The sequence below is a fragment of the Actinomadura sp. 3N508 genome, from assembly GCF_044326375.1.
Lineage (GTDB): Bacteria > Actinomycetota > Actinomycetes > Streptosporangiales > Streptosporangiaceae > Spirillospora.
On sequence record NZ_JBIRAX010000001.1, the window covers coordinates 501583 to 525032 of the forward strand.

Here is a 23450-nt window from a genome sequence, read left to right on the forward strand (position 1 = left end):
GCGCGTCCCGGCCGCCCCCGCGAGCCGGGACGCGCTCAGCGCGCCTGCGGGGCGCCGTGGCCGGACGGCCGGCGCCGCATCGGACGGGCGGCGGACCCGCGCTCGGCGCGCTCCGCCCAGTACTCGCGGGCACGGCGCGCCACCCGCCCGGCCCGCACGGCCCGCGCCTCCGCCCGCCGCTCGCGGGCCCGCTCCTCCATGACCGACTGCATGATCTCGTGATGGAACACGACCCCTCCCAGGTCCCTTGCCAGGCCGAACAGCACGGCCCCGCAGTTAAGAGACTCGTCCTAAGGCCCCGGCCCCCACATCGGCACGACGCCTTATATCGGGCGTCCGGGCGCCTTAGCCGTCCGGTCGCACTAGGGTTGGTCGCCGTGCGTCTCGTTATCGCCCGCTGCAGCGTCGACTACGCCGGCAAGCTCACCGCCCACCTGCCGATGGCACTCCGCCTGATCCTGATCAAGGCGGACGGGAGCGTCAGCATCCATGCCGACGACCGCGCCTACAAGCCCCTGAACTGGATGAACCCGCCCTGCTCGCTGCGCGAGGAGCCGCACGAGGGCGACGGCGCCGTCGCCCGCTGGACGGTCACGCACGGCAAGTCCGGCGAGCGGCTCATCCTCACCATCGAGGAGTTCCTGCACGACACCAGCCACGAGCTGGGCATCGACCCGGGCCTGCAGAAGGACGGCGTCGAGGCGCACCTCCAGGAGCTGCTCGCCGAGCACATCACCACGCTCGGGGACGGCTGGTCGCTGATCCGCCGCGAGTTCCCCACCGCGATCGGCCCGGTCGACATCCTCTGCCGGGACGCCGACAGCGCCACCGTCGCCATCGAGATCAAGCGGCGCGGCGAGATCGACGGCGTCGAGCAGCTCACCCGCTACCTGGAGCTGCTCAACCGCGACCCGCACCTCGCGCCCGTCCGCGGCGTGTTCGCGGCCCAGGAGATCAAGCCGCAGGCCCGCGTCCTCGCCACCGACCGCGGCATCGACTGCGTCACCCTCGACTATGACGCCCTCAGAGGCATCGAACACGAGGGAACCCTCTTCTAACCCGGGCCCTCTCCGGGGGCGAACACGGCATCATTGCTCCATGACGTTTCAAGCGAGCGGCAGCTTCGACATCGACTCGTGGGAAGCCGAGAAGCCCTATGACGAGCAGGACGGGACCAAGCTGACCCGGGTGCAGGTCGGGAAGACCTTTCACGGCGATCTCGTCGGGACGAGCAGCAGCGAGCTGATCACCGTGGAGTCCGCCGCCGGGCCCGTGGCCTATGTGGGGGTCGAGAGCGTCCAGGGCATCCTGCACGGGCGGGAGGGGACGTTCGTCCTGCAGCACAGCGCGGGCAGCGAGGACGGCACCCCGGACACGCAGTGGCTGCGGTGGCTGATCGTGCCGACGTCCGGCACCGGGGAGCTGGCGGGCATCCGCGGGCTCGGGCAGATCACCGTCACCGAGGACGGCGGGCACACCTGGGCGCTGGAGTACACGCTCGACTGAGGGCGGCAGAGCGGCGGAGCGGAATCGGGGCGGGCTGCCGGTAATCTTCAGGCATGCCCCCGGTCACCGCCGATGCGACACGCGAGCGGATCATCGACGCCGCCGAAGAGTGTTTCGGCCGCTTCGGCGTCGCCAAGACGACGGTCGAGGACATCGCCGCCGCGGCGAACCTGTCGCGGGCCACCGTGTACCGGAGCGTCACCGGCGGGCGGGACGAGCTGATCCTGGCCGTGCTGATGCGCGACCTGCGCCGCTTCCTCGACCGGCTCGCCGAGCGGCTGCGCGGCGAGCGGTCGGTGCCGGAGGCGATCGTGGAGGGCACGCTGGACGCGGTCGAGTACGTCCGGCGCGAGCCCACCGTCGCGCACTTCCTGGTGCCGGAGGCGGCGGGGCACATGCAGGCGGCGGTGGCGGGCGCGGCGGAGCACGTGCTCGCGCTGTGCTGCGAGTACGTCCGGCCGCATTTCGAGCGGGCGCAGCGGCAGCGGACGCTCAGGGCCGACATCGAGGTGGAGGGGACGGTCGAGTTCCTCTTCCGCATCATCACCTCGCTGATCGTCATGGACCGGGACCGGGACGCCGACGGGCTGCGCCGCTTCCTGCGCACCTATGTCGTTCCGGTCATCGCGGCGCCATGACCGCGGCGAGAAGGTAGCTTCCGAGATGGCGGCGAAGATCAGGCTGGACGGGACGCCGGGCGGCCGGCACGGCGAGAGGGGCCGGGAACGATGAGGGGAACCACGCACGGGACGCGGGGTGCCGCGGCGGTCCGGCCGAGCCCGGTGTTCCTCGTGATCGTCGCGGCGACCGTCCTGTGCGGCCTGGTCGTCTGGCGGTACGGGGAGAACCCGACGACGGCGGCGCGGGTCGCGCTGTTCGGGTTCGTCCTGTCGGCGTGGGTGCTGTCGCTGTCCCTGCACGAGTTCGGGCACGCCTACATGGCCTACCGGTCGGGCGACCGCGGCGTCGTCGCCAAGGGCTACCTGACGCTGAACCCGCTGAAGTACTCCGACCCGCTGCTCAGCTTCGTGATCCCGGTGGTGTTCATCCTGCTCGGTGGGATCGGCCTGCCCGGCGGCGCCGTCTGGATCGACCGGCACGTGATCCCGGGCAAGATCAGGCACAGCCTGATCTCGGCGGCGGGGCCGCTGTCGAACGCGATGTTCGCGGTGATGCTCGCCGTCCTGTACAAGAACTTCGCCCACCAGGACCACGGCGTCTTCTGGCTGGGCGTGGCGTTCCTGGCGTTCTTGCAGGTCACCGCCGCGATCTTGAACCTGCTGCCGATTCCGGGCCTGGACGGCTTCGGGATCGTCGAGCCCTACCTGCCGCGCCGCTTGGCCGACCAGCTCGGCGCCTACGGCGGGTACGCCTTCCTCGTCCTGATCGCCCTGCTGTGGCTGGAACCGGTCAACAAGGCGTTCTTCGACCTGATCTTCAACATCACCGGCGTGCTGGGCCTCGGCGAGCTGCCGATCCAGGTCGGGCACTCGCTGTTCAAGTGGTGGGAGGACTACCTCTAGGGCCGCGGGGCCGATCTGCTCGGCCATGCGTGGGCCTAGGGTGGTTTACTAGCGAGTACCAACCTGCAAGCAGGCACTTACACGGCTCCTCCCGGGAGGTTCCCATGTCCGTGGCCACGGAGAGCACCGAGACGTTCGCGTCGCTGAACCCGGCCACCGGCGAGGTCGTCGCCGAGCACCCCGTCCACGACGCCGCCGCCGTCGCCGCGGCCGTCGAGCGCGCCCGGGAGGCCGCCGGGTGGTGGCGCGCCCTCGGCTGGAAGGAGCGCCGGCTCCGGCTGCTGAACGTCAAGGGCTCGCTCGCCCGGAACCTCAACCGGATGGCGGAGCTGATCCACCAGGAGACCGGCAAGCCGCTGCCGGACGCCCAGCTCGAGACGATCATGGCGATCACGCATCTGGACTGGGCGGCGCGCAACGCCCAGAAGGTGCTGGGGCCGCGCGGCGTCTACCCGGGGATCATGGCGATCAACCAGAAGTGCGTGCTGGAGTACCAGCCGCTCGGCGTCGTCGGCGTGATCGGCCCGTGGAACTACCCGATCTTCACCCCGATGGGCTCGATCGCGTACGCGCTGGCCGCGGGCAACACCGTGGTGTTCAAGCCGTCGGAGTTCACCCCGGGCGTCGGCGCGTTCCTCGCCGAGCTGGTCGCCGCGGTCGTGCCGGAGCATCCCGTCCTGCAGACGGTGACGGGGCTGGGCGAGACGGGCGCGGCGCTCGCGTCCTCCCCCGGCGTCGACAAGATCGCCTTCACCGGTTCGACCCGGACCGCGAAGCGCGTCATGGCAGCCTGCGCCGAGAACCTCACCCCGATCGTCGCCGAGTGCGGCGGCAAGGACGCCTGCATCGTCGACGCCGACGCCGATCTCGACGCCGCCGCCGACGCCGCGCTGTGGGGCGCCATGGCCAACGCCGGGCAGACCTGCATCGGCGTCGAGCGGATCTACGTGGTGGACGAGGCCTACGACAAGTTCCTCGGCAAGCTCACCGAGAAGGCCCGCGACCTGCGTCCCGGCTTCGACCGCGAGGCCGCCTACGGGCCGATCACGATGCCCGGCCAGCTCGACATCATCGAGCGCCACATCAAGGACGCACTCGACCGGGGCGGCAAGGCCGTCGTGGGCGGCGCGGATTCGGTGCGCAAGCCGTACGTGGAGCCGGTGGTGCTGACCAACGTGCCGGACGACTCGTCCGCCGTCCGCGAGGAGACGTTCGGGCCGACGATCACCGTCCACCGCGTCAAGGATCTGGACGAGGCGGTCGAGAAGGCGAACGACACCGCCTACGGCCTCGCCGGGATGATCTTCTCCGGGGACAAGTCCCGCGCCCTGGACGCCGCCCGCCGGATGCGGTCCGGGATGACCTCCATCAACGCGTTCGCCGCGTTCGCCCAGGTCGCGGCGCTGCCGTTCGGCGGGGTCGGCGAGTCGGGGTTCGGCCGCATCCACGGCGCGGACGGCCTGCGCGAGTTCACCCGCCCCAAGGCGATCACCCGGCAGCGGTTCTCGACCGTGAACGTGACCTCGTTCGGCCGCACCGAGAAGGAGATGTCCCGCCTCCTCGACATGATCAACCTGATCCACGGCCGCCGCTACAAGCGCTGAGGGGACCATGGGCTCCGACGCACCCGTCCGCAGCCGGCTCCAGGTGACCCTGGAGCCGGCGCCCCCGCCGCCACCCGGCTTCCGCACGTTCGACGGCGCCGACACCGCCGCGCTCGCCGCCCTCCTGTGGGACGCCTACCGCGGCACCCCCGACGAGGCCGACGTGGGAGACCTCAAGGGCGCGGCACGCGAGGTGCGGCTCACCCTGGACGGCGAGTACGGGACGTTCCTGCGCGAGGCGTCGTTCATCGCCGAACGCGATGGACGTCCCGTGGCCGGGGCCCTCGTCACCCTCTACAGGGACGTCCCGCTCCTGGCGTTCCTGTTCGTCGCCAAGTCCCACGGCGGCCACGGCCTGGGACGAGAGCTGGTCCAGGCCGTCATGCACGCCCTCGCCGAACAGGGCCACGACACCCTCACCCTCGCGGTGACCCGCCGCAACCGCCGCGCCCGCCGCCTCTACGACCGCCTAGGTTTCGTAGAGGTCGCCTAAGCCGGGGTGCGGCGCCCGGGTCGGATCTAAGGCGGGCTAAGGCGCCTAGATAAGGCGTCGTCCCGATGTGGGGCCCGGGGCCTTAGGACGAACCTTGTAGATGTCGGGCCGAGAGGGCCCGGCAGAACACAAGGAGATCGAGATGATCCGCCCGGACTTCAGCAACATCATCATCAGCGACCGCGTGACGGTGCTGCGCAACGAGGCCAAGAAGGCCCGCCGCGTCCGCATCGCGAAGGCCCTGAAGCGGTGACGCCCCCGGCCTGTACGCCCAGCCACGCGCCCCCGTCCGGACGGACGGGGGCGCTCCTCTTTGGGCTCAAGACGACCGCCGGACGTAGAACGTCGCCTGATCGTCATACCCGAGCCAGCGCAGCGCGAGAGGGCATCGGAAGACCGGGCGCCAGTGCTCGGCCAGCGCGTCGAAGAACGAGCGCTCGGCGCAGAGCCCGCCCCGGCCACCCCCGATGTAGACGAGGCCGGACCCCTGATAGGCGTCCAGGGCCTCCGCCGCCATAGTGTCCCGATACGGCGGCCAGATGACGGCCAGGACACGGTCCGGATGGCACCGCGCCGCCTCCGCCGCCGTAGCGGCCTGGACGTCGGTGAAGCGGAACCGGTCGGTGTAGCCGTTGCGGTCCGTCGCCGAGTCGGTCGCCAGGACGTCGGCGCCCTGCGCCCGCAGCAGCGACGCCCAGTACCCGCTGCCCGCCCCGACTTCCAGCAGGCCGCGGCCCGCGAGCCGGTCGCCGAGCCAGTCCAGAGCCGTCCGGGACGCGATCGCCCAACTGTAGATCCGGGACAGTTCCTGCCTCCGGATCATCGCCGAGGCGGCGTCATGGTCCACCGGCAGATGGTCGAGGACGTCGATGACCCGCCGGGTGTCCGGCCCCGCGCTCAGGGCCGGATACCACAGCAGGGGCACCATCTGGGGGTTCCGCTCGGCGAACTCGACGTCCCGCGCGGGCAGCAGGTCACCTAGCGGACGGAAGGGCGCGTGCCAGCCGGGCAGGCGAACACCGCCGGGATTCCGCTCCCAGTAGCCGACCAGCCGCCGGGCGGTCTCCGCGACCCGGCCGATGACGGTCTCGGTGCTCACCGCCCCCGCGCCCCGCCTCGCCTCACATCTCCATGTGATCGGGCGTCGCGATCTTCATGTGATCCGGGGCGGCCAGCTTCATGTGATCCGGGGTCGCGACACCGGCCACGGAGTCCTGCCGGGCGTCGCCATCGTCGACGGTGGTCGCGACGGCGGCCGCCGCGAGCGCCGCCGCGGCAGCCGCGATGACCGCCGCATTACGTGCTGCGCGTAACTCCAAGGTCATGCCTCCTCAAGGGCACCGAATGGAAATCTGCACCCCCCATTTTACCCGCTCAAGATCACCTTCGCTCCGCCCAGTGCTCGGCCTTCGTCTCCGGCGGGGCGGCGAGAAGTAGTGCGCGGGCATCTTCATGCCTGCGGTGCGGCGGGCTTCAGGGGGGTGCGGTTGCGGATGAGGTCGGCGGCGCGTTCGGCGATCGCGATGGTGGGGGCGTTGGTGTTGCCGCGCGGGACGGCCGGCATGACGGACGCGTCCACCACCCGCAGGCCCTCGACACCGCGGACGCGCAGCTCGGGATCGCAGACGGCGTCGTCCCCGCCCATCGCGCAGGTGCTCGTCGGGTGGTAGAGGGTCGCGACGTCGCGGCGAATGTACTCGACGATGGCCTCGTCGGTGTCGGCCTGCTCGCCGGGGGCCCACTCGCCGGCGGTCAGCGACGCCAGCGGCCCGGACGCGGCGATCTCGCGCGCCTGGCGGACGCCCGCGACCAGGATGTCCAGGTCGGCCTTGTCCGCGAGGTAGGCCGGGTCGATCAGCGGCTTGGCGTGCGGGCTCGCGGAGCGGAGCGTGACCGAGCCGCGGCCGGTGACGGCGACCGCGGCGACGAGGACCGACAGGAGCCGCTCGTGCGATTCGGTGAGGCCCTGGTTGACGAACGGCGACGGCAGCACGTGGTACTGCAGGTCGGGCGCGGGCAGGCCGTCGACCGTCCGGACGAACCCGCCCGCCTCGGCGATGTTGGACGCGTAAGGGCCGCGCGCGAACGCCTGGTAGAGGCCGAGGGACCGCCTGTTCGCCAGCTCCCACAGGGCCTTCGCCCGGGGCGTGGCGACCATGACGTTCACGAACGGGTGGTCTTGAAGCCGCTGCCCGACCGGGGAGTCGGCCAGGACGTCGATGCCCAGCGAGCGCAGGTGGTCGGCGGGCCCGATCCCGGAGAGCATGAGGAGCTGCGGGCTGTTCACCGCGCCGCCCGCCAGGATGACCTCCGCCTCGGCGCGGTCGGACAGGCTCTCGCCGCGCGCCTCGTACCGGACGCCGATCGCGCGGCGCCCCTCGAACAGCACGCGGGTCACGAGCGCGTCGGTGACGATCGTGAGGTTCGGGCGGTTCGAGACGGGGTGCAGGTAGCCCGCGGCGGCGGACCAGCGGCGGCCGCGCTTGTGCGTGACCTGGTAGAAGCCGACGCCGTCCTGGTCGGCGCCGTTGAAGTCGGGGTTCGCGGCGAGGCCGTACGCCTTGGCCGACTGCACCCACGCGCGGGTCAGCGGGTGCTTGTAGCGCAGATCTTCGACGCGGAGGGGGCCGCCGACGCCGTGGTAGGGGATCTCGCCGCGCTGCTGGTCTTCGGCGCGGCAGAAGTAGGGCAGCAGGTCCTCGTAGCCCCAGCCGTCACAGCCGTAGGAGTCGCGCCAGGTGTCGTAGTCGTACCGGGACCCGCGAATGTAGATCATCGCGTTGGTGGACGAGCTCCCGCCGAGCGTGCGGCCCCGCGGCCAGTACACGCTGCGTCCGGCGGCGTGCTCCTGCGGGACGGTCGTGTAGTTCCAGTCGTAGGGGCCCTTGAACATCGTGGCCGCGGCGGCCGGGATGTGGATCTCGGGGGCGTGGTCGGGCGGCCCCGCCTCCAGCAGGAGGACCTTCACCGAGGGGTCCTCGGTCAGTCTGGCGGCGAGAACGCAGCCCGCGCTGCCCGCTCCCACGATGATGTAGTCGTACACGGCGGCCTCCGGGGTATTTCTCGCACCTTACCGAACGGGCTTCTGGCGGCCGCAACGCTAGGCTGCTCGATATGGCGAAGAACAGGGACAACCCCGTCGTCCTGTCACGGATCTACACCAGGACGGGCGACGACGGCACCACCGCGCTGGGCGACGCGTCCCGGACCCGTAAGACCGACCCGCGGCTCGCCGCCTACGCCGACGTCGAGGAGGCCAACGCCGCGATCGGCACTGCCATCGCGCTCGGCGCCCTGCCGGACGCTCTCGTCGCGCTGCTCAGGGTCGTCCAGAACGACCTGTTCGACGTGGGCGCCGACCTGTGCTCGCCGGTCGTCCCCGACCCGCAGTACCCGCCGCTGCGCGTCGACGCGTCCTACGTCGACCGGCTGGAGGCGGCCTGCGACGAGCACAACGAGGCCCTCGAACCGCTGCGCAGCTTCATCCTCCCGGGCGGGACGCCCGGCGCGGCGCTGCTGCACGTCGCGCGGACGGTCTGCCGCCGCGCCGAACGCACCACGTGGGCGGCCCTGGAGGCGCACGGCGCCGCCGCCGAAGGCGACCCGGAGGCACCGGTGGGCGGCGTGAACCCGCTGACGGCGCGCTACCTGAACCGGCTGTCCGACCTGCTGTTCATCCTGTGCCGCATCGCCAACGCCGAGCACGGCGACGTGCTCTGGAAGCCGGGCGGCGAGCGTTAGGAACCCAGGGGTGGGGTTAGCCCCACCCCTGGAAGACCGGTTCCCCTCCTGGTGACGCGGTCCTGCGCAGAGCAGGCTGGTTCCATAAGGCGCACGGCTTTCCGCGGGCGCCAAGCGACAACAGGAGTGACCACGTGAGGACCCTGACGATCACCGCCGTCGTGACGGCCGCGGCCGCGGCGACGCTGGCCGGCTGCGGCAATCTGACCTTCGGCACGCATCAGGAGGACCGCTCCTTCACCGCGCCCGCGAACATCACCGCGTTGAAGATCAAGTCGAACGGCGGCCGGCTGGAGCTGACCGCGTCCGACTCCCCCACCGTGAAGGTGCGGGAGCGGCTGCGCTGGTCCAACGACAAGAACAAGCCGGAGGCGCGGCACACCGTCGAGGGCGGCACGCTCTCGCTGTCGGCCAAGTGCGCCAGGGCGACGATCGGAAACACCCAGTGCGGGGTCTCCTACCGCGTCGAGGTTCCGCGCAGCATGGCCGTGGAGGTCGACAACGCCGACGGGGCGGTCGTCGCGTCCGGGCTCACCGGGGCGGTGAAGCTGCACAGCGACAACGGCTCGCTGAAGGTGACCGACCTGCGCGCGACCACGGCGTCGATCAGCTCGGACGACGGCTCGATCCACGTCACCGGACGCGCCACGACCGCCCACCTGGAGAGCGACAACGGGTCCATCAACGCCACCGGCCTCACCGCCGACAGGCTGACCGTCCAGACCGATGACGGCGGCATCAAGCTCAGCGGCCGCGCCACCGTCGCCGACGTCCGCACCTCGAACGGCTCGATCGACGCGGGCGGGCTGACCACCGACCGGATCACCGCCGAGACCAGCGACGGCGGCATCGACCTGCGGCTCACCACCCCGCCCGGCAGCGTCCGCGCCACCAGCGACAACGGGTCGGTGCACGTCCGGGTCCCGACCAGCGAGGGCTACGCCATCAGCGTGTCCAGCGCCAACGGCGCCGAGCGGATCGACTCGGCCGTCCAGCAGGACTCGGACTCACAGCACAAGATCCAGCTCCGCAGCTCCAACGGCAGCGTCACCGTCTCGCCCGCCTAGCGGAGCCGGTACGGGCCCTGCCAAACGGCAGCGCGGGACGGCGCGACGCCGCCCACGGTCAGGCGCGCGCCGCCGTTCACGGCGACGGTCGTCCGGGCCAGGCGCTGCGTGACGTGCGCGATGCCGTCGGCGTTGGTGCCGAGGAGCTTGCGGTTGACGTTCTTCAGCCGGTCGCACTTGGCGTGGTAGCACGGGTCGTACACCTTGCCGGCCCGGCCGCCGAACGCCTTGGCCTCGGCGGCGGTCTTGACGCCGTCCGCGCCGGTCGCCATCCCGCCGGACGGGATCCCGGCCTCGATGAACGGGCCGTAGTCGGAGCGTCCGCTGAACTCGTGCTCGGTGGTCGGGAGGCGGCGGCTCGCGAAGTAGTCGCGGAACATCTTCTCGACCGCGCCGGATCCGGCGGGTGCGCGCGTCCCGGTGCGGGTGGAGTGGTCGCCGTCGTAGACGCCGCGGGTGCCGTTGCGGGAGCCGAGCATGTCGAAGTTGAGGGCCACCGCGATCTTCTCCCGGTCGGCGCGCGGCAGCGACTTCACGTAGTGCGTGGAACCGCGCAGGCCCTCCTCCTCCGCGCCCCACCAGGCGAACCGGACCCGGTTGCGCAGCCCGCTCTTGCCGAGGTGCTTGATCTTCGCGGCGATGGCGAGGAGCGCGGCCGAGCCGGTGGCGTTGTCGTTGATCCCCGCGCCTTCCCGGACGCTGTCGAGGTGCGCGCCGAGCAGCACCACGTTGCCCGCGCGCCCGCGTCCGCTGTCGGCGATGACGTTGGACGAGCGCCGCTTCCCGTGGACGGTGTCGGTCCGCACCCGCAGCGTGAGCCCGCCCTTCCGCGCGGCCTTGGCGAGCGCGAGCCCGACCGTCCGGGACGTGCCGACGACCGGGATCCGGGCGGGCCTGTTCACCGTGCCGTTCAGCAGCCCCTTCTCGCCGGGCTTGTTGTAGATCACGACGGCGGACGCGCCCGCCGCCCGCGCGTTCGCGGCCTTGGTCTCGAACGTGCAGGTCCCGCGCTGGACGAGCGCGATCGAGCCGCGCTTGAAGCCCTTGAAGTCGGCCTTCTCGCAGCCGCTCGTCCCCTCGCCCCGGGACGGGACGTCCACGGCGATCACGCGCGCGGTCACCTTCCCGGAGCCGGAGTAGGCGAGTGTCGCGAAGTCCCTGCCCAGCCGGTAGGTCGCCTTCGACGGCGCCGTCCGCGCCAGCACCGCACGCGACCGCTCCCGCCAGAACGGGTAGGAGAACTTCTGGATCTTCGGCGTGAGACCGGCCTTCCGCAGCCGTCCGGCGACGTAACGCACCGACACGTCGTACCCCGCACCGCCCGACGCGCGGTTGCCGCCGTTGTAGTCGGCGATCTCCTGGAAGGCCCTGAGGTGCGCCTCGATGTCCTTCAGCGTGACGAGTCTGGCGAGGTCGGGACGGGGCGGCGCGGCGCCCAGCGCCGGGGATCCGGCGAGGACGAGGGTGGCGGGCAGAACGGCGAGGGGCAGCGCCAGGGCGGCACCGGTGAGCGGCTTGCGCACGTGCACTCCTGCGGACGGGGACGGGGACGGAGCTGACCAGCAGCGATCCTCACCCACGATGCACCGGCCGCTAGCGGCGGCACGCCCGTCACGCCAATTCCATACCTGCCCCTTACCAACCCCTGCCCAAGGCGAACCGCTCCCCGGCCAGGGTCAGGTCATTCGGGGGGATGCAGCTCCACGGGGAAGCCCGGGGGCGCCGCCTCCAGCCAGGCGAGGAACCCCGTCAGCGCCGCCGCGCCCATCGCCAGCTCCACCGTCAGGTCGCCGTCCTTGACCTCGATGATGCTGACGTCCGGCAGCAGGCCCTCCGCCTCCTCCGCGTCCGGGCTGCGGCGGTTGGACACGACGAGGCCCCGGCGGTGAATCACCTGCCGGGGCCTGGTACGGAAACCGAACACACGATGCCAGTGCAGGACATCGCCCTTGTAGCGGCCGATGCCGAGGCGCCACACTCCCGGGGCTCCGCCCTCCTGGGACAGCTCGCGCAGGCTGCACTCCACGGTGCCGCCGCCACGGACGAACAGCCGCCGCCGCACCGCCATCGCCACGTACAGCAGCACGAGCACCAGGATGACCGCGGCGAGCACCCCGCCCGCATCCCATGCCAGGTGCTCGCCCAAATCCCCCGCCGTCCGCCGGATCCTAGGCTTCGATGCCCGCGGCGCGCAGCCGCGCCCGGGCCCGCCGCTCCGGCGTCGCGTCCTCGCCCTCGGCGGCGAGCGCGTCCTCCAGCGCCCGCCTGGCCAGCTGGACGTCGATCTCATCGCCCAGCTCGGCCTGCTCGGCCAGCACCGACACCTCGTCCGCCGCGACGGAGAAGAAGCCGCTGCCGACCATCGCGGTGATCGGCTCACCGCCGTCCGCGGGCTCGATCTTCACCACGCTGCCGTCGAGGAGGACGCCGAGCACCGGGGCGTGGCCCGGCAGGATGCCGAGCGAGCCCTCGATGGTCTGGGCGACCACCATCTTGGCCTCGCCGGACCAGATCTCGCGCTCCGGCGAGACCAGCCCGACCTTCAGGTTTGCCACGTTTCCCTCCGAGTCCACCGGGAGCCGTCACCGGCGGGGCCGCCCGCGAACGGGTGGCCCCGGCGGTCTACTTCTCCAGCTCCTTGGCCTTGCGCTCGACGTCCTCGATGCCACCGCACATGAAGAACGCCTGCTCGGGCAGGTGGTCGTACTTGCCCTCCGCCAGCGCCTTGAAGGAGGAGATCGTCTCGTCCTTCGGCACCGTCTCGCCGGGCTGGCCGGTGAACTGCTCGGCCACGTACATCGGGTGCGACAGGAAACGCTCGATGCGCCGCGCCCGCTGGACGGTGACCTTGTCCTCCTCCGACAGCTCGTCGATACCGAGGATCGCGATGATGTCCTGCAGCTCCTTGTACTTCTGCAGGATCCGCTTCACCTCCTGCGCGACCGAGTAGTGCTCGACGCCCAGGATCTGCGGGTCCATGATCCGCGAGGTGGAGTCGAGCGGGTCGACCGCCGGGAAGATGCCCTTCTCGGAGATGCCGCGCGACAGGGTCGTCGTGGCGTCCAGGTGCGCGAACGTGGTGTGCGGCGCCGGGTCGGTGATGTCGTCGGCGGGCACGTAGATCGCCTGCATCGAGGTGATCGAGTTACCGCGCGTCGAGGTGATCCGCTCCTGCAGCACGCCCATCTCGTCGGCCAGCGTCGGCTGGTAGCCCACCGCGGACGGCATGCGCCCGAGCAGCGTGGACACCTCCGAACCGGCCTGGGTGAACCGGAAGATGTTGTCGATGAACAGCAGCACGTCCTGGTTCTGCACGTCGCGGAAGTACTCCGCCATCGTCAGCGCGGACAGCGCGACCCGCAGCCGGGTGCCCGGCGGCTCGTCCATCTGGCCGAACACCATCGCGGTGTCCTTGAGGACGTCCGCCTCCGCCATCTCCACCCAGAGGTCGTTGCCCTCGCGGGTGCGCTCGCCGACGCCGGCGAACACCGAGGTGCCACCGAAGTTGCGGGCGACACGGCGGATCATCTCCTGGATGAGCACCGTCTTGCCGACGCCCGCGCCGCCGAACAGGCCGATCTTGCCGCCCTTGACGTACGGGCACAGCAGGTCGATGACCTTGATGCCGGTCTCCAGCATCTCGGTCTTGGACTCCAGCTGGGAGAACTCCGGCGCGCGGCGGTGGATGCCCCAGCGCTCGTTGATCTCAAGGGACGCGGTCGGGACGTCCAGCGCGTCACCGAGGCAGTTCCACACGTGCCCCTTGGTGATGTCGCCGACCGGCACCGCGATCGACTTGCCGGTGTCGGTCACCGGCGCGCCGCGGACCAGGCCGTCGGTCGGCTGCATGGAGATCGCCCGGACCATGTTGTCGCCGAGGTGCTGCGCGACCTCGAAGGTCAGGGTCTTCTCATCGTCGCCGAGCCTCACCTGCGCGTGCAGCGCCTGGTAGATGTCCGGGATGGCGTCGGCGGGGAACTCCACGTCGACGACCGGGCCGATGACACGCGCGACGCGCCCGGTGGCGGTCGCCGTCTCTACCTGAGCAGTCATTATCACTCCCCGCCAGACTCGGCGAGCGCGTCAGCGCCACCGACGATCTCGCTGATTTCCTGGGTGATCGCCGCCTGCCGCGCCTGGTTCATCTGGCGCGTGTAGACCCCGATCAGTTCGTTGGCATTGTCGGTCGCCGACTTCATGGCCCGCCGGACGGCCGCCTGGAACGACGCCGCCGACTGAAGCAGCATGTGGAAGATGCGGCTCTCGATGTAGTTGGGCAGGAGCAGGTCGAGCGCGGCCGACGCGGACGGCTCGAACTCGTACGCCGGCGGGACCTTGTCCGACGACGCCTCCTCGATCTCCAGCGGCATCAGCCGGGTGACCCGGACGGCCTGCGTCAGCATCGAGACGAACTCGGTGTAGACCACGTGGATCTCACCGACGCCGCCCTCGGCGTCCGTCTTCAGGAAGTCGTCGGCGAGCCGCCGCCCGATGGTCTCCGCGTTCACGAACGCCGGACGGTCGCTGAACCCGTGCCAGCTCTCGGCGACGTCCCGGTCCCGGAACCGGTACCAGGTGATGCCCTTGTTGCCGACGACGTACGGGACGGGCTCGCGGCCCTGGGCCCGCAGCGCCTTGATCAGCGCCTCCGCCTCGCGGATCACGTTGGCGTTGTAGGCGCCGCAGAACCCGCGGTCGCTGGTGACGATCAGGACGGCGCTGCGGTTGTCGGCCGGCTGCTCCTGGAGCAGCGGATGGTCGATCCCCACATGATGGCTCACCAGCGCGGTCAGGGCCTGCGTGATCTGGTCGGCGTACGGCTTGGACGCCGCCACCGCCTGCTGGGCCTTGACGATCCGCGACGTGGCGATCATCTCCTGGGCCCGCGTGATCTTGGCGGTCGACTTGACCGTCTTGATCCGCTGCCGGAGTTGACGAAGCTGTGCGGCCATCGCCGTCAGTCCTTCTTGACGCGGGTGATCGTCTCCTGCTCGACGTCCTCGTCCGCGATCGCCTCGACGGGCTCCTCCGCCAGGATCTCGCCCTCGCTGGTCTGGAAGCCCTTCTTGAACTCCGTGATGGCGTTCTTGAGGCTGGTGAGGCCGTCGTCCGACAGCTTGCCGGTCTCCCGCAGGGAGGTCAGGAAGCCGCTCTCCTCGCGCTCCATGTAGTCGAGGAACTCACGCTCGAAGCGGCGGATGTCGGCGACCGGGACGTCGTCCAGCTCACCGGACGTGCCCGCCCACACCGACACGATCTCCTGCTCGACCGGGAACGGGTTGCCCTGCGGCTGCTTCAGCAGCTCGACCAGGCGGGCGCCGCGGTCCAGCTGGGCGCGGGACGCGGCGTCCAGGTCGGACGCGAACGCCGCGAACGCCTCCAGGTCGCGGAACTGCGACAGCGCGAGCCGCAGCGTACCCGCGACCTGCTTCATCGCCTTGACCTGCGCGTCGCCGCCGACCCGGGACACCGAGATACCGACGTTGATCGCGGGCCGGACGCCCTGGTTGAACAGGTCCGACTCCAGGAAGCACTGGCCGTCGGTGATGGAGATGACGTTCGTCGGGATGTACGCCGACACGTCGTTGCCCTTGGTCTCGATGATCGGCAGGCCGGTCATCGAGCCGGCGCCCATGTCGTCCGACAGCTTCGCGCAGCGCTCGAGGAGCCGCGAGTGCAGGTAGAACACGTCACCGGGGTAGGCCTCGCGGCCCGGGGGGCGGCGCAGCAGCAGCGACACCGCGCGGTAGGCCTCGGCCTGCTTGGACAGGTCGTCGAAGATGATCAGGACGTGCTTGCCCTGGTACATCCAGTGCTGCCCGATCGCGGACCCGGTGTAGGGGGCGATGTACTTGTAGCCCGCCGGCTCGGACGCGGGCGCCGCCACGATCGTGGTGTACTCCAGCGCGCCGGCCTCCTCCAGGGAGCGGCGGACGTTGGCGATCGTGGAGCCCTTCTGCCCGATCGCAACGTAGATGCAGCGGACCTGCTTCTTCTCGTCGCCGGACTCCCAGTTCTCCTTCTGGTTGATGATCGTGTCCACGCAGACGGTCGTCTTGCCCGTCTGGCGGTCACCGATGATCAGCTGCCGCTGCCCGCGGCCGATCGGGGTCATCGCGTCGATCGCCTTGATGCCGGTCTGCAGCGGCTCGCTGACCGACTGGCGCTGCACGACCGTGGGGGCCTGCAGTTCGAGCGCGCGGCGCTCGGTGCTCTCGATCGGGCCCATGCCGTCCAGCGGGTTGCCCAGCGCGTCCACGACGCGGCCGAGGAAGCCGTCGCCGACGGGGACCGAAAGGACCTCGCCGGTGCGGCGGGCCTTCTGGCCCTCCTCGATCTTGCTGAAGTCACCCAGGACAACGGCGCCGATCTCGCGTACGTCCAGGTTCAGAGCCAGGCCTCGGGTGCCGTCCTCGAACTCGATGAGTTCGTTCGCCATCGCGGACGGCAGGCCCTCGATGTGGGCGATGCCGTCGCCGGAATCGACGACGGTGCCGACCTCTTCGCGCGCGGCGGCATCGGGCTCGTACGACTGGACGAAGCGCTCCAGCGCGTTCCGGATCTCATCCGGACGGATCGTCAGCTCCGCCATGATTCCTCTCTTGCTCCTCAGAGTCCGCTCTGCCGGCCTCAGCCGGTACCGAGCCGCCGGCGGACGTCGTCCAGCCGTCCGGCGATCGTGCCGTCGATGATCTCGTCCCCGATCTCGATCGACAGTCCGCCGATCACCGTGGGGTCGATCTCGATGTTCAGGTGTACGTCATGGCCGTAGGCGGCGGCGAGCACCGCGGCGAGCCGGGTGCGCTGCGCCTCCGGCAGTTCGACGGGCGTCCGCACGAGCGCGACCAGCCGCTGCCTGCGCTGGGCGACGAGCTTGCCGTACTCGGCGAGCCCACCTTCCAGGCTACGTCCTCGCGGGCGCAGCACCAGTTCGGTGACCAGCGTCAGGGTCGACGCGGTGACCTTGCCGTCGAGCAGGGCGCCCAGCACGCCGAGCTTGCGGTCGTCCGGCAGCCCCCGCCCGGCGAGGGCGCCGCGCAGCTCGGGCTCGCCCTCGATGACCCGGGAGAACCGGAACAGCTCGTCCTCCAGGTCGTCGATCTTGCGTTCGGCCTCGGCGCGAGCGGCCTCGGCGGTGACCGCGAGGGTCTCCAGCCCGTCCGCCAGCTCCGACGGCTTCGACCAGCGCAACCGGACGACGTCGGCGACCAGCCCGAGAGCGGCCGGTGACACCTTGCCCTCCAGCAGGATCTGGACGAGCTGCGCCTTGTCGGCACCGTCCCGCGCCGGGTCGGAGACCGCCCGCCGCAGGCCGTGCTCGCGGTCGATCAGGTGCAGCACCGCGAACAGGTCGCCGCCGAGCTCGGCCAGCCCGGAGGCACCGGAGTCGATCACCGACTCCAGCCGCTCCCTGGCCTCGGCCAGCGACGCCCTGCTCACCGCTCCCGTGATGGTCATGATGTGATCTGCTCCTGCGTGCGAGCGCGCTCCTCGAGCTCCTCAAGGAACCGGTCGACGACCCGGCTCTGCCGCGCGCTGTCCTCAAGGGACTCGCCCACGACACGTCCGGCCAGCTCGACCGACAGGGCGCCGATCTCGGCGCGCAGCGACCGCAGCGCCTGCTGCCGCTCCGCCTCGATCTGCTCCTTGGCGTTCTCGACGATCCGGCGCGCCTCGACCTGGGCCTGCTCCTTGGCCTGGGCGATGATCTGCGCGCCCTGCTCCTCGGCCTTGCGCCGCTCGTTGGACGCCTCGACCGCCGCCGCCTTCTGCTGGGCCTTGTAGTCGGCGAGGACCTGGTTGGCCTCTTTCTGCGCCTCCTCGGCCCGCACCAGGCCGCCCTCGATCGCCTCGGTGCGCTCCTCCAGCGTCTTCTGGATACGCGGGACGAGCATCCGGCCGACGACGACCAGGACGACGACGAACGAGAAGATGCCGACGACCATCTCGTAGGCGTGCGGGATGAGTGGGTTGTTCTCCTCCGCCGCAAGGACGGACGCCGCTCTGATCATGTCTTCAGCCCTTCCTCAGTGGACGGACTCGTTACTTGATGCCCTGGAAGATGAACGGCGCGACCAGGCCGATCAGGGCGAGGGCCTCGGTGAGGACGAAGCCCAGCATCATGTTGGTGCGGATGACACCGGTCAGCTCGGGCTGGCGGGCGATGGCGTTCACGCCCTGGCCGAAGATGATGCCGACGCCGATACCCGGGCCGATGGCCGCAAGGCCGTACCCGATCGAGGTGACGTTACCGCTGACCTCGGCGAGGACTCCCATTGCTTTCTTCCTTTTCTGTCGGCCGGCGAAAGGTTGTTCGCCGGTCTCTGCTTACGAGGTTGTCGGTACGGGCGGTACGTCGAGGCGCCGCCCTTGGGGCTCAGTGGTCCGCGTGCAGGCCGCTCTGGATGTACATGGCGGCGAGCATCGTGAACAGGAACGCCTGCAGGAACTGGATCAGCAGCTCGAACGCGGTCATCAGGATCGTGACCAGCACCCCGATGATGCCGACGCCGAAACCGGCGACCGTGGGCTTCTCGAACAGGAACCAGAAGCCGACGAGGCTGAAGAAGGCCAGGATCATGTGCCCGGCGAACATGTTGGCGAAGAGCCGGACCGCGTGGGTGAACGGGGCGATGATGAAGGTCGAGAGGTACTCGATCGGCACCAGCAGGAAGTAGACGGGCAGCGGCAGGCCCCGGGGGATCATGTTCGTGAAGTACTTCGCCGGGCCCTGGTGCTTGATGCCCAGGTACACCTTGATGAAGTAGACGAACAGCGCCAGCACGGCCGGGAACGCGATGTGCGAGGCGACCGGGAACTGGATGATCGGGACGACCGCGAAGATGTTCCAGATCCAGACGAGGAAGAACACCGACATGAGCAGCGGCATCCACCGCTCGGTGTTGCGGCCTAGGAACGGGCGGGCGATCTCGTCCCGCACGAACATGTAGCCGACCTCGCCGATGTTCTGGACGCCCTTCGGCACCAGCTTGGGCTTGGCGAACGCGCTCCAGAAGAAGACGCACACTACGAGCGAGCCGAAGACCGCGAAGACGACCGGCTTGGTGAGCCACTCAGGGCCGCCGGCGAAGAGGGGCGGGAAATCGAACAGCTCCGTCCCAGGGGCCTGGAACTCAGCCCCCTCGGAGGCGAGGACCGTCAGCGCGTTCACGCGGCGTTCCCTTCATCACTGTGTTGATGTTTCACGAAGGCTTCCTCGGCGACTGCTTCCTCTGCGGCGGAGCCGCTCAGAGGGAGTGGCGACCGTACTTCACGTAGACCAGGTAGACGGCGAGCCCGACACCGATGATCACGCCGACCGCGGTCAGCCAGTTCTGGCCCGTCCATTCGGCCAGCAGCCACCCGAGACCGCCCCAGATGATCATCCCGGAGAGGAGGTAGCTGGGTACGGACCAGGCGACATCGGCGAATTCCCGTTGGCCGTCCTCCGGCCGACGTTTCTGCTCGCTCATCGCGCTCCGGACGATAGCAGGCCACCCATGCGGTGGTCATATTGGAGTAGTCCTTGAAGGCCGGCACCGTCCGTGAGTGCAGCATCACGGACTCCGGTCCAGGACGTTCTGGGGCTCGTCGATGTACAGCTTGTGCTTCATCGCGACACGGAACTCGGCGGCGATCCATATCAGCGCGAGGCCGATGACCGTCCAGCCGAAGACCTTGGTGTTCCAGATGGAGACCTCGTCCATAACGCTGACCAGCACCATCACCGCGAGGATCTTGACGGTGTAGCCGGCCAGGGCGGCGAGCATCATCGTCTGCGCCGAGTACTTCGCGGCCCACGACACCGCGAGGGCGCTGAGCGAGAAGAAGGCGATCACGACGACGGTGGCCAGCGCCGCGGCGGTCGCGCCCTTGGCGCCGACGGTCAGCAGGCCGATGAGGACGGCGCCCACCCCGGCGGCGGCGGCCGGGATCGCGGCACCGCGGAGCATCCGGGTGTCGGAGATATGCATGAGGGCTCCGGCTGGTCACGTTGAGTGGTCATCCGTTGTTCGTGAAAGGTATCACAAGCGTCCGGAATGTCCACAATTACCCTAGAGGTAATGCGATCCGGGGCGGGACTGAGCCCCCGGCGGCACCACGGACTCTAACGGAGTTCACCCAATGCTCATCCCACGGTCACCGCACGCAGGGACGTTGCGTCAGGAGACGCCGGCGCGGTGGCGGGAGGAGGGGCCGGGCGGGGGCGGGGCGAGAGGGTCGCCGCCTCGGGCCGGGCGGCGGCGGGGCTTGGCGAGCATGAGCAGGACGCCGGCCACCGCGACGAGCACGGTGACTCCGAGTGTCACCCAGGCGGCGTCGAACAGCGCCAGCCCGACCAGGCCGGACGCCAGCAGCCCGACCCAGAAGTACATGATCAGCACGGCGCGGCGGGTGGAGTGGCCGAGCTCCAGCAGCCGGTGGTGCAGGTGCTGCTTGTCGGGCGCGAACGGCGACCTGCCCTGGTTGGTGCGCCGCCACACCGCGAGCAGCATGTCGATGAACGGGACCGCCGCCACCGCCGGGATCAGCAGCACCGGGACGAAGAACGGGAACAGCCCGTTGGCGAGCAGGGCCGGGTCGAACTGGCCGGTCAGCATGATCGTGGACGCGCTGAGCAGCAGCCCGATCAGCATCGAGCCGGTGTCGCCCATGAAGATCTTCGCCGGGCTGAAGTTGTGCGGCAGGAAGCCCAGGCACATCCCGAACAGGATCGCGGCGATGAGGGTCGCCGCGGACAGTGTGGTGAGCCCCTCCTCCCGCGACAGCAGGTAGGCGTAGGAGAACAGCGCCAGCGCGGCGATCCCGACGACGCCCGCGGCGAGACCGTCCAGGCCGTCGATGAAGTTCACCGCGTTGATCGTCGCGACGACGACGAAGACCGTCAGCGGCACCCCGTAGGCGGGCGGCAGCGTCAGCGACTCGCCCGTCGGCAGCGGGATCACGTAGATCTGGATGCCCTGCATGATGAAGATCCCGGCCGCGGCGACCTGGCCGGCGAACTTGGTGAGGGCGTCGACCTCCCAGCGGTCGTCGGCCATGCCGATCAGCACCAGCAGGCCGCCGGACAGCAGCAGCGCCCGGGTGACGCTGATGTCGCCGTCCGCGAGGACCTTGCGCATCTCCGGCAGCCCCGTCGCCACGACCAGCGCGGCGACCATCCCGCCGAACATCGCGAGGCCGCCGAGCCGCGGCGTCGGGATGACGTGCACGTCGCGCTCGCGGGGCACGGCCTGCGCGCCGATCCGGATGGCGAAACTCCGCACCAGCGGGGTCAGCAGGTAGGCGACCAGGGCGGCGACCAGGATGCTGAGCAGGTATTCCCGCACTCCCCTGCGCCTCCCTTCAGCCATCCCGCCCCGCGGGCCTCGCGCGTCTCACGTGCCGGGCGCGGTCCCCGCGCACGCTCCGTACCCCGTCCGCGCGGGCCGTCACCTTGGTAGACGGCTCGCCCGGACGATCTGTTCACATCGCGACCGACCAACTGTAGTCCGCCCGGCGACCGTCCGGGGCCCGATCGGACCGTCCTCCAGCCCCCACCCACCACCATTCAACGGACGAGCTCCGCTCGACGGGCCGTCCCGGAGCCGGCGGGCGCACATGACCCCGGCGCCGAAGATCATGAGCGCGAGCCCGGCGAGGCTCCGGTCGCCGAGCGAGAACGCCCAGGCCCCGTGGGCGGTCAGGTCGTCCCCGACGTCGACGATGACCAGCAGGAACCCGGCGGCGGCCAGGGCGGCGCCGGCGCGTCCGGGCAGCGCCGGGCGGGCGGCGAGCAGGGCCACGGCGGCGAGGGAGAGCGCGAGCAGCGCGGTGCCCGTCCAGCCGCCCGTCCAGCGCGGCGGGACGTACCGGGGCGGCGGGACGCTGATCGCGTGCTTCGGCATCCTGACCTTGATCGTCATGCCCTCGTGCGGGGCCAGGCCGCGCTGGATGAAGTCCACGGCGTGGGGGCCGTCGCGGTCGCGCAGGCACCGGGTCGTCGCGCCGGGCGCGCCCGCCCGGCAGGTGGCATGGTTCAGCGGAACCGGCGCCTCCACCCGGACGGCCGCGTTCCCGATCGGCACGTTCCAGCCGGTGCCGATCGCGTCCCAGACCAGCTCGTCGTGGCCGGCGCGGGGCGTGAACGCCCACGCCACGGCGTACTCGATCACGTACGCCTGGCGCCCGCCGACCGCACGGTCCCGGTCCCCGACGCTGATCCGCACGTCGTTCAGGAACCGCATGGTGCTGACCCTGGACGGGGCGCCGGTGGACGAGCTGGTCCGCACGTCCCGGACGTCGTACACGCGGTCGCCGTGCCGGAACGGGACGCTCCGCACGATCCCGTGCTCGCCGGTCCGGTCGAAGTCGTAGGTGATCGTCTCCCGGACGTACAGCACGCCGTCCGTGCCGATGGTGAGGACGACGTCGTAGGTCGGGATGCGCTCCCCGGCGGAGGCCGGAGCAGGGTCGGCCTCGGCTTCGGCGGCGGGGGCGGGCAGCACGAGGACGAGGGTCAGCAGCAGCACGCCCGCGGTGATCGCGGGCCCCCGGACACGGCCACGCACGTCACGCATGGTTGCACCGTTGCCGACATCCTGCGTGTGTAACGAGGTCGATGCACTCGCCAGGTAAGGGAACCGCGTCCGGGCGGCTTGACCTGCCGCGCTATTCCGCGGCTATTTGTCGTCGTCCTTGGAGAGGGACGGCTTGGCCGCCGCCTCTGCGGGACCGGCGGCGGTCTCAGCGGCCTCGGGAGAAGGCTCAGCGGGCGCGTCCTGGGTGTGCGCGCCGTCTCCCTTGGTGAGGGAGGGCTTACCGATCTCCGTCCCGGACGCGGCGTCTGCGGGCGCGTCGGGCTCGTCCTCGTAGGGCTCGTCCTCCTCGGTCAGCAGGACGCCGACCACCGCGCGGATCTTGTCCTCGGGGATCGCGCCGGCGCGCAGGAGGCGGGGGACGGAACCGGTCAGGTCCACGATCGTGGACGGGTCGGCGTGCCCGGACACGCCGCCGTCCAGGTAGACCGAGACGGCGTCGCCGAGCATCTTCTCGGCCTCCTCGACGTCCCGGGCCGCGGGCCGGCCGCTGAGGTTCGCGCTGCTCACGGCCATCGGGCCGGTCTCCTTCAGCAGCTCCACCGCCAGGTCGTGCATCGGCATCCGCAGCGCGACGGTCCCCTTGGTGTCGCCGAGGTCCCACATGAGGTTCGGGTTGGCGCGGCACACCAGCGTCAGCGCGCCCGGCCAGAACTCGTCGACGAGGTCCTGCCCGTAGGTGCCGAAGTTGTCCACCAGCGCCGTCGCGGCCCGCACGGACCCGACCAGGACGGGCGGCGGCATGTCGCGCCCGCGTCCCTTCGCGTCCAGCAGCTTCTGCACGGCGTTCGCCAGGAACGCGTCCACGCCGACCCCGTACACGGTGTCGGTCGGCAGGACGATCAGCTCGCCGCGCCGCACGGCCGACACGGCCTCGGCGATCCCGCGGGTGCGCTCCATCGGATCGGAGCAGTCATAACGTCGGCTCACGGTCGCCC

Annotated in this window: 27 protein-coding genes; 8 read left to right on the top strand and 19 right to left on the bottom strand. The window is 70.7% G+C overall.

Annotation, left to right across the window (positions count from 1 at the left end):
* Positions 1-35 precede the first annotated feature (35 nt).
* Positions 36-230 (bottom strand): hypothetical protein, encoded by a 195-nt coding sequence (locus ACH34S_RS02285; protein WP_395950664.1) that lies wholly within the window; start codon positions 228-230, stop codon positions 36-38.
* A 147-nt stretch (positions 231-377) separates the two neighbouring features.
* Between ACH34S_RS02285 and nucS the strand changes: the two genes are divergently transcribed.
* The 6 genes from nucS (at position 378) to ACH34S_RS02315 (ending at position 5126) form a co-directional block, all read left to right on the top strand.
* Positions 378-1058 carry an endonuclease NucS gene (gene nucS / locus ACH34S_RS02290; protein WP_395950665.1) on the top strand — a complete coding sequence of 227 codons (681 nt, stop codon included), beginning with the start codon at positions 378-380 and terminating at the stop codon, positions 1056-1058.
* Between the two features lie 40 nt (positions 1059-1098).
* Positions 1099-1506, top strand: coding sequence for a DUF3224 domain-containing protein (locus ACH34S_RS02295; protein ID WP_395950666.1), 408 nt, complete (start codon positions 1099-1101; stop codon positions 1504-1506).
* A gap of 53 nt (positions 1507-1559) precedes the next feature.
* Positions 1560-2144: a TetR/AcrR family transcriptional regulator gene (locus ACH34S_RS02300; protein ID WP_395950667.1), complete on the top strand. Its 585-nt coding sequence runs from the start codon at positions 1560-1562 to the stop codon at positions 2142-2144.
* Between the two features lie 90 nt (positions 2145-2234).
* Positions 2235-3029: a site-2 protease family protein gene (locus ACH34S_RS02305; RefSeq protein ID WP_395950668.1), complete on the top strand. Its 795-nt coding sequence runs from the start codon at positions 2235-2237 to the stop codon at positions 3027-3029.
* A gap of 104 nt (positions 3030-3133) precedes the next feature.
* Positions 3134-4633: an aldehyde dehydrogenase family protein gene (locus tag ACH34S_RS02310; RefSeq protein WP_395950669.1), complete on the top strand. Its 1500-nt coding sequence runs from the start codon at positions 3134-3136 to the stop codon at positions 4631-4633.
* Between the two features lie 7 nt (positions 4634-4640).
* A complete protein-coding gene (locus tag ACH34S_RS02315; RefSeq protein WP_395950670.1) occupies positions 4641-5126 on the top strand; it encodes a GNAT family N-acetyltransferase in 486 nt (161 codons plus the stop codon).
* Between the two features lie 319 nt (positions 5127-5445).
* Here ACH34S_RS02315 and ACH34S_RS02320 read toward each other — a convergent pair whose 3' ends face one another.
* From ACH34S_RS02320 to ACH34S_RS02330, 3 genes are all read right to left on the bottom strand, one after another.
* Entirely contained in the window at positions 5446-6225 is a 780-nt protein-coding gene (locus ACH34S_RS02320; RefSeq protein ID WP_395950671.1) for a hypothetical protein, read from the bottom strand.
* Between the two features lie 22 nt (positions 6226-6247).
* Positions 6248-6451 (bottom strand): hypothetical protein, encoded by a 204-nt coding sequence (locus ACH34S_RS02325; RefSeq protein WP_395950672.1) that lies wholly within the window; start codon positions 6449-6451, stop codon positions 6248-6250.
* Positions 6452-6576: 125 nt separating this feature from the next.
* Positions 6577-8169: a GMC family oxidoreductase gene (locus ACH34S_RS02330; RefSeq protein ID WP_395950673.1), complete on the bottom strand. Its 1593-nt coding sequence runs from the start codon at positions 8167-8169 to the stop codon at positions 6577-6579.
* Between the two features lie 71 nt (positions 8170-8240).
* Here ACH34S_RS02330 and ACH34S_RS02335 point away from each other — a divergent pair, with 71 nt between their 5' ends.
* Together ACH34S_RS02335 and ACH34S_RS02340 are read left to right on the top strand one after the other, a co-directional pair.
* Entirely contained in the window at positions 8241-8867 is a 627-nt protein-coding gene (locus tag ACH34S_RS02335; protein WP_395950674.1) for a cob(I)yrinic acid a,c-diamide adenosyltransferase, read from the top strand.
* Positions 8868-9001: 134 nt separating this feature from the next.
* Positions 9002-9934 carry a DUF4097 family beta strand repeat-containing protein gene (locus ACH34S_RS02340; RefSeq protein WP_395950675.1) on the top strand — a complete coding sequence of 311 codons (933 nt, stop codon included), beginning with the start codon at positions 9002-9004 and terminating at the stop codon, positions 9932-9934.
* Here ACH34S_RS02340 and ACH34S_RS02345 read toward each other — a convergent pair.
* The 15 genes from ACH34S_RS02345 to ACH34S_RS02415 form a co-directional block, all read right to left on the bottom strand.
* A complete protein-coding gene (locus ACH34S_RS02345; RefSeq protein ID WP_395950676.1) occupies positions 9931-11457 on the bottom strand; it encodes a M28 family peptidase in 1527 nt (508 codons plus the stop codon). The two genes, ACH34S_RS02340 and ACH34S_RS02345, sit on opposite strands and share 4 nt — an antisense overlap.
* A 158-nt stretch (positions 11458-11615) precedes the next feature.
* Complete coding sequence (locus ACH34S_RS02350; protein WP_395950677.1) at positions 11616-12080, bottom strand: DUF2550 domain-containing protein; 465 nt, start codon at positions 12078-12080, stop codon at positions 11616-11618.
* A gap of 22 nt (positions 12081-12102) precedes the next feature.
* On the bottom strand, positions 12103-12489 hold the full coding sequence (locus ACH34S_RS02355; protein ID WP_395950678.1) for a F0F1 ATP synthase subunit epsilon: 387 nt from the start codon (positions 12487-12489) through the stop codon (positions 12103-12105).
* A gap of 67 nt (positions 12490-12556) precedes the next feature.
* Positions 12557-13987 (bottom strand): F0F1 ATP synthase subunit beta, encoded by a 1431-nt coding sequence (atpD, locus tag ACH34S_RS02360; protein ID WP_395950679.1) that lies wholly within the window; start codon positions 13985-13987, stop codon positions 12557-12559.
* Between the two features lie 2 nt (positions 13988-13989).
* Positions 13990-14886 carry a F0F1 ATP synthase subunit gamma gene (locus ACH34S_RS02365; RefSeq protein WP_395950680.1) on the bottom strand — a complete coding sequence of 299 codons (897 nt, stop codon included), beginning with the start codon at positions 14884-14886 and terminating at the stop codon, positions 13990-13992.
* A 5-nt stretch (positions 14887-14891) separates the two neighbouring features.
* Entirely contained in the window at positions 14892-16526 is a 1635-nt protein-coding gene (atpA, locus tag ACH34S_RS02370) for a F0F1 ATP synthase subunit alpha (protein ID WP_395950681.1), read from the bottom strand.
* Between the two features lie 38 nt (positions 16527-16564).
* A complete protein-coding gene (locus tag ACH34S_RS02375) occupies positions 16565-17392 on the bottom strand; it encodes a F0F1 ATP synthase subunit delta (RefSeq protein ID WP_395950682.1) in 828 nt (275 codons plus the stop codon).
* The gene (locus ACH34S_RS02380) at positions 17389-17946 is read right to left on the bottom strand and encodes a F0F1 ATP synthase subunit B (RefSeq protein WP_395950683.1); all 558 of its coding nucleotides are present in this window, start codon (positions 17944-17946) and stop codon (positions 17389-17391) included. The genes ACH34S_RS02375 and ACH34S_RS02380 overlap by 4 nt, the downstream gene beginning before the upstream one ends.
* A 31-nt stretch (positions 17947-17977) precedes the next feature.
* On the bottom strand, positions 17978-18211 hold the full coding sequence (gene atpE / locus ACH34S_RS02385; RefSeq protein WP_138646493.1) for an ATP synthase F0 subunit C: 234 nt from the start codon (positions 18209-18211) through the stop codon (positions 17978-17980).
* A gap of 100 nt (positions 18212-18311) precedes the next feature.
* A complete protein-coding gene (gene atpB / locus ACH34S_RS02390) occupies positions 18312-19106 on the bottom strand; it encodes a F0F1 ATP synthase subunit A (RefSeq protein ID WP_395950684.1) in 795 nt (264 codons plus the stop codon).
* Between the two features lie 76 nt (positions 19107-19182).
* Positions 19183-19407: a hypothetical protein gene (locus ACH34S_RS02395; protein WP_395950685.1), complete on the bottom strand. Its 225-nt coding sequence runs from the start codon at positions 19405-19407 to the stop codon at positions 19183-19185.
* Between the two features lie 84 nt (positions 19408-19491).
* A complete protein-coding gene (locus tag ACH34S_RS02400; RefSeq protein ID WP_395950686.1) occupies positions 19492-19908 on the bottom strand; it encodes a hypothetical protein in 417 nt (138 codons plus the stop codon).
* A gap of 189 nt (positions 19909-20097) precedes the next feature.
* Positions 20098-21264, bottom strand: coding sequence for a glycosyltransferase family 4 protein (locus ACH34S_RS02405; protein ID WP_395950687.1), 1167 nt, complete (start codon positions 21262-21264; stop codon positions 20098-20100).
* 102 nt (positions 21265-21366) lie between these two features.
* The gene (locus ACH34S_RS02410; RefSeq protein WP_395950688.1) at positions 21367-22494 is read right to left on the bottom strand and encodes a DUF2207 domain-containing protein; all 1128 of its coding nucleotides are present in this window, start codon (positions 22492-22494) and stop codon (positions 21367-21369) included.
* 102 nt (positions 22495-22596) lie between these two features.
* Positions 22597-23442 carry an L-threonylcarbamoyladenylate synthase gene (locus ACH34S_RS02415; RefSeq protein WP_395950689.1) on the bottom strand — a complete coding sequence of 282 codons (846 nt, stop codon included), beginning with the start codon at positions 23440-23442 and terminating at the stop codon, positions 22597-22599.
* Positions 23443-23450 lie beyond the last annotated feature (8 nt).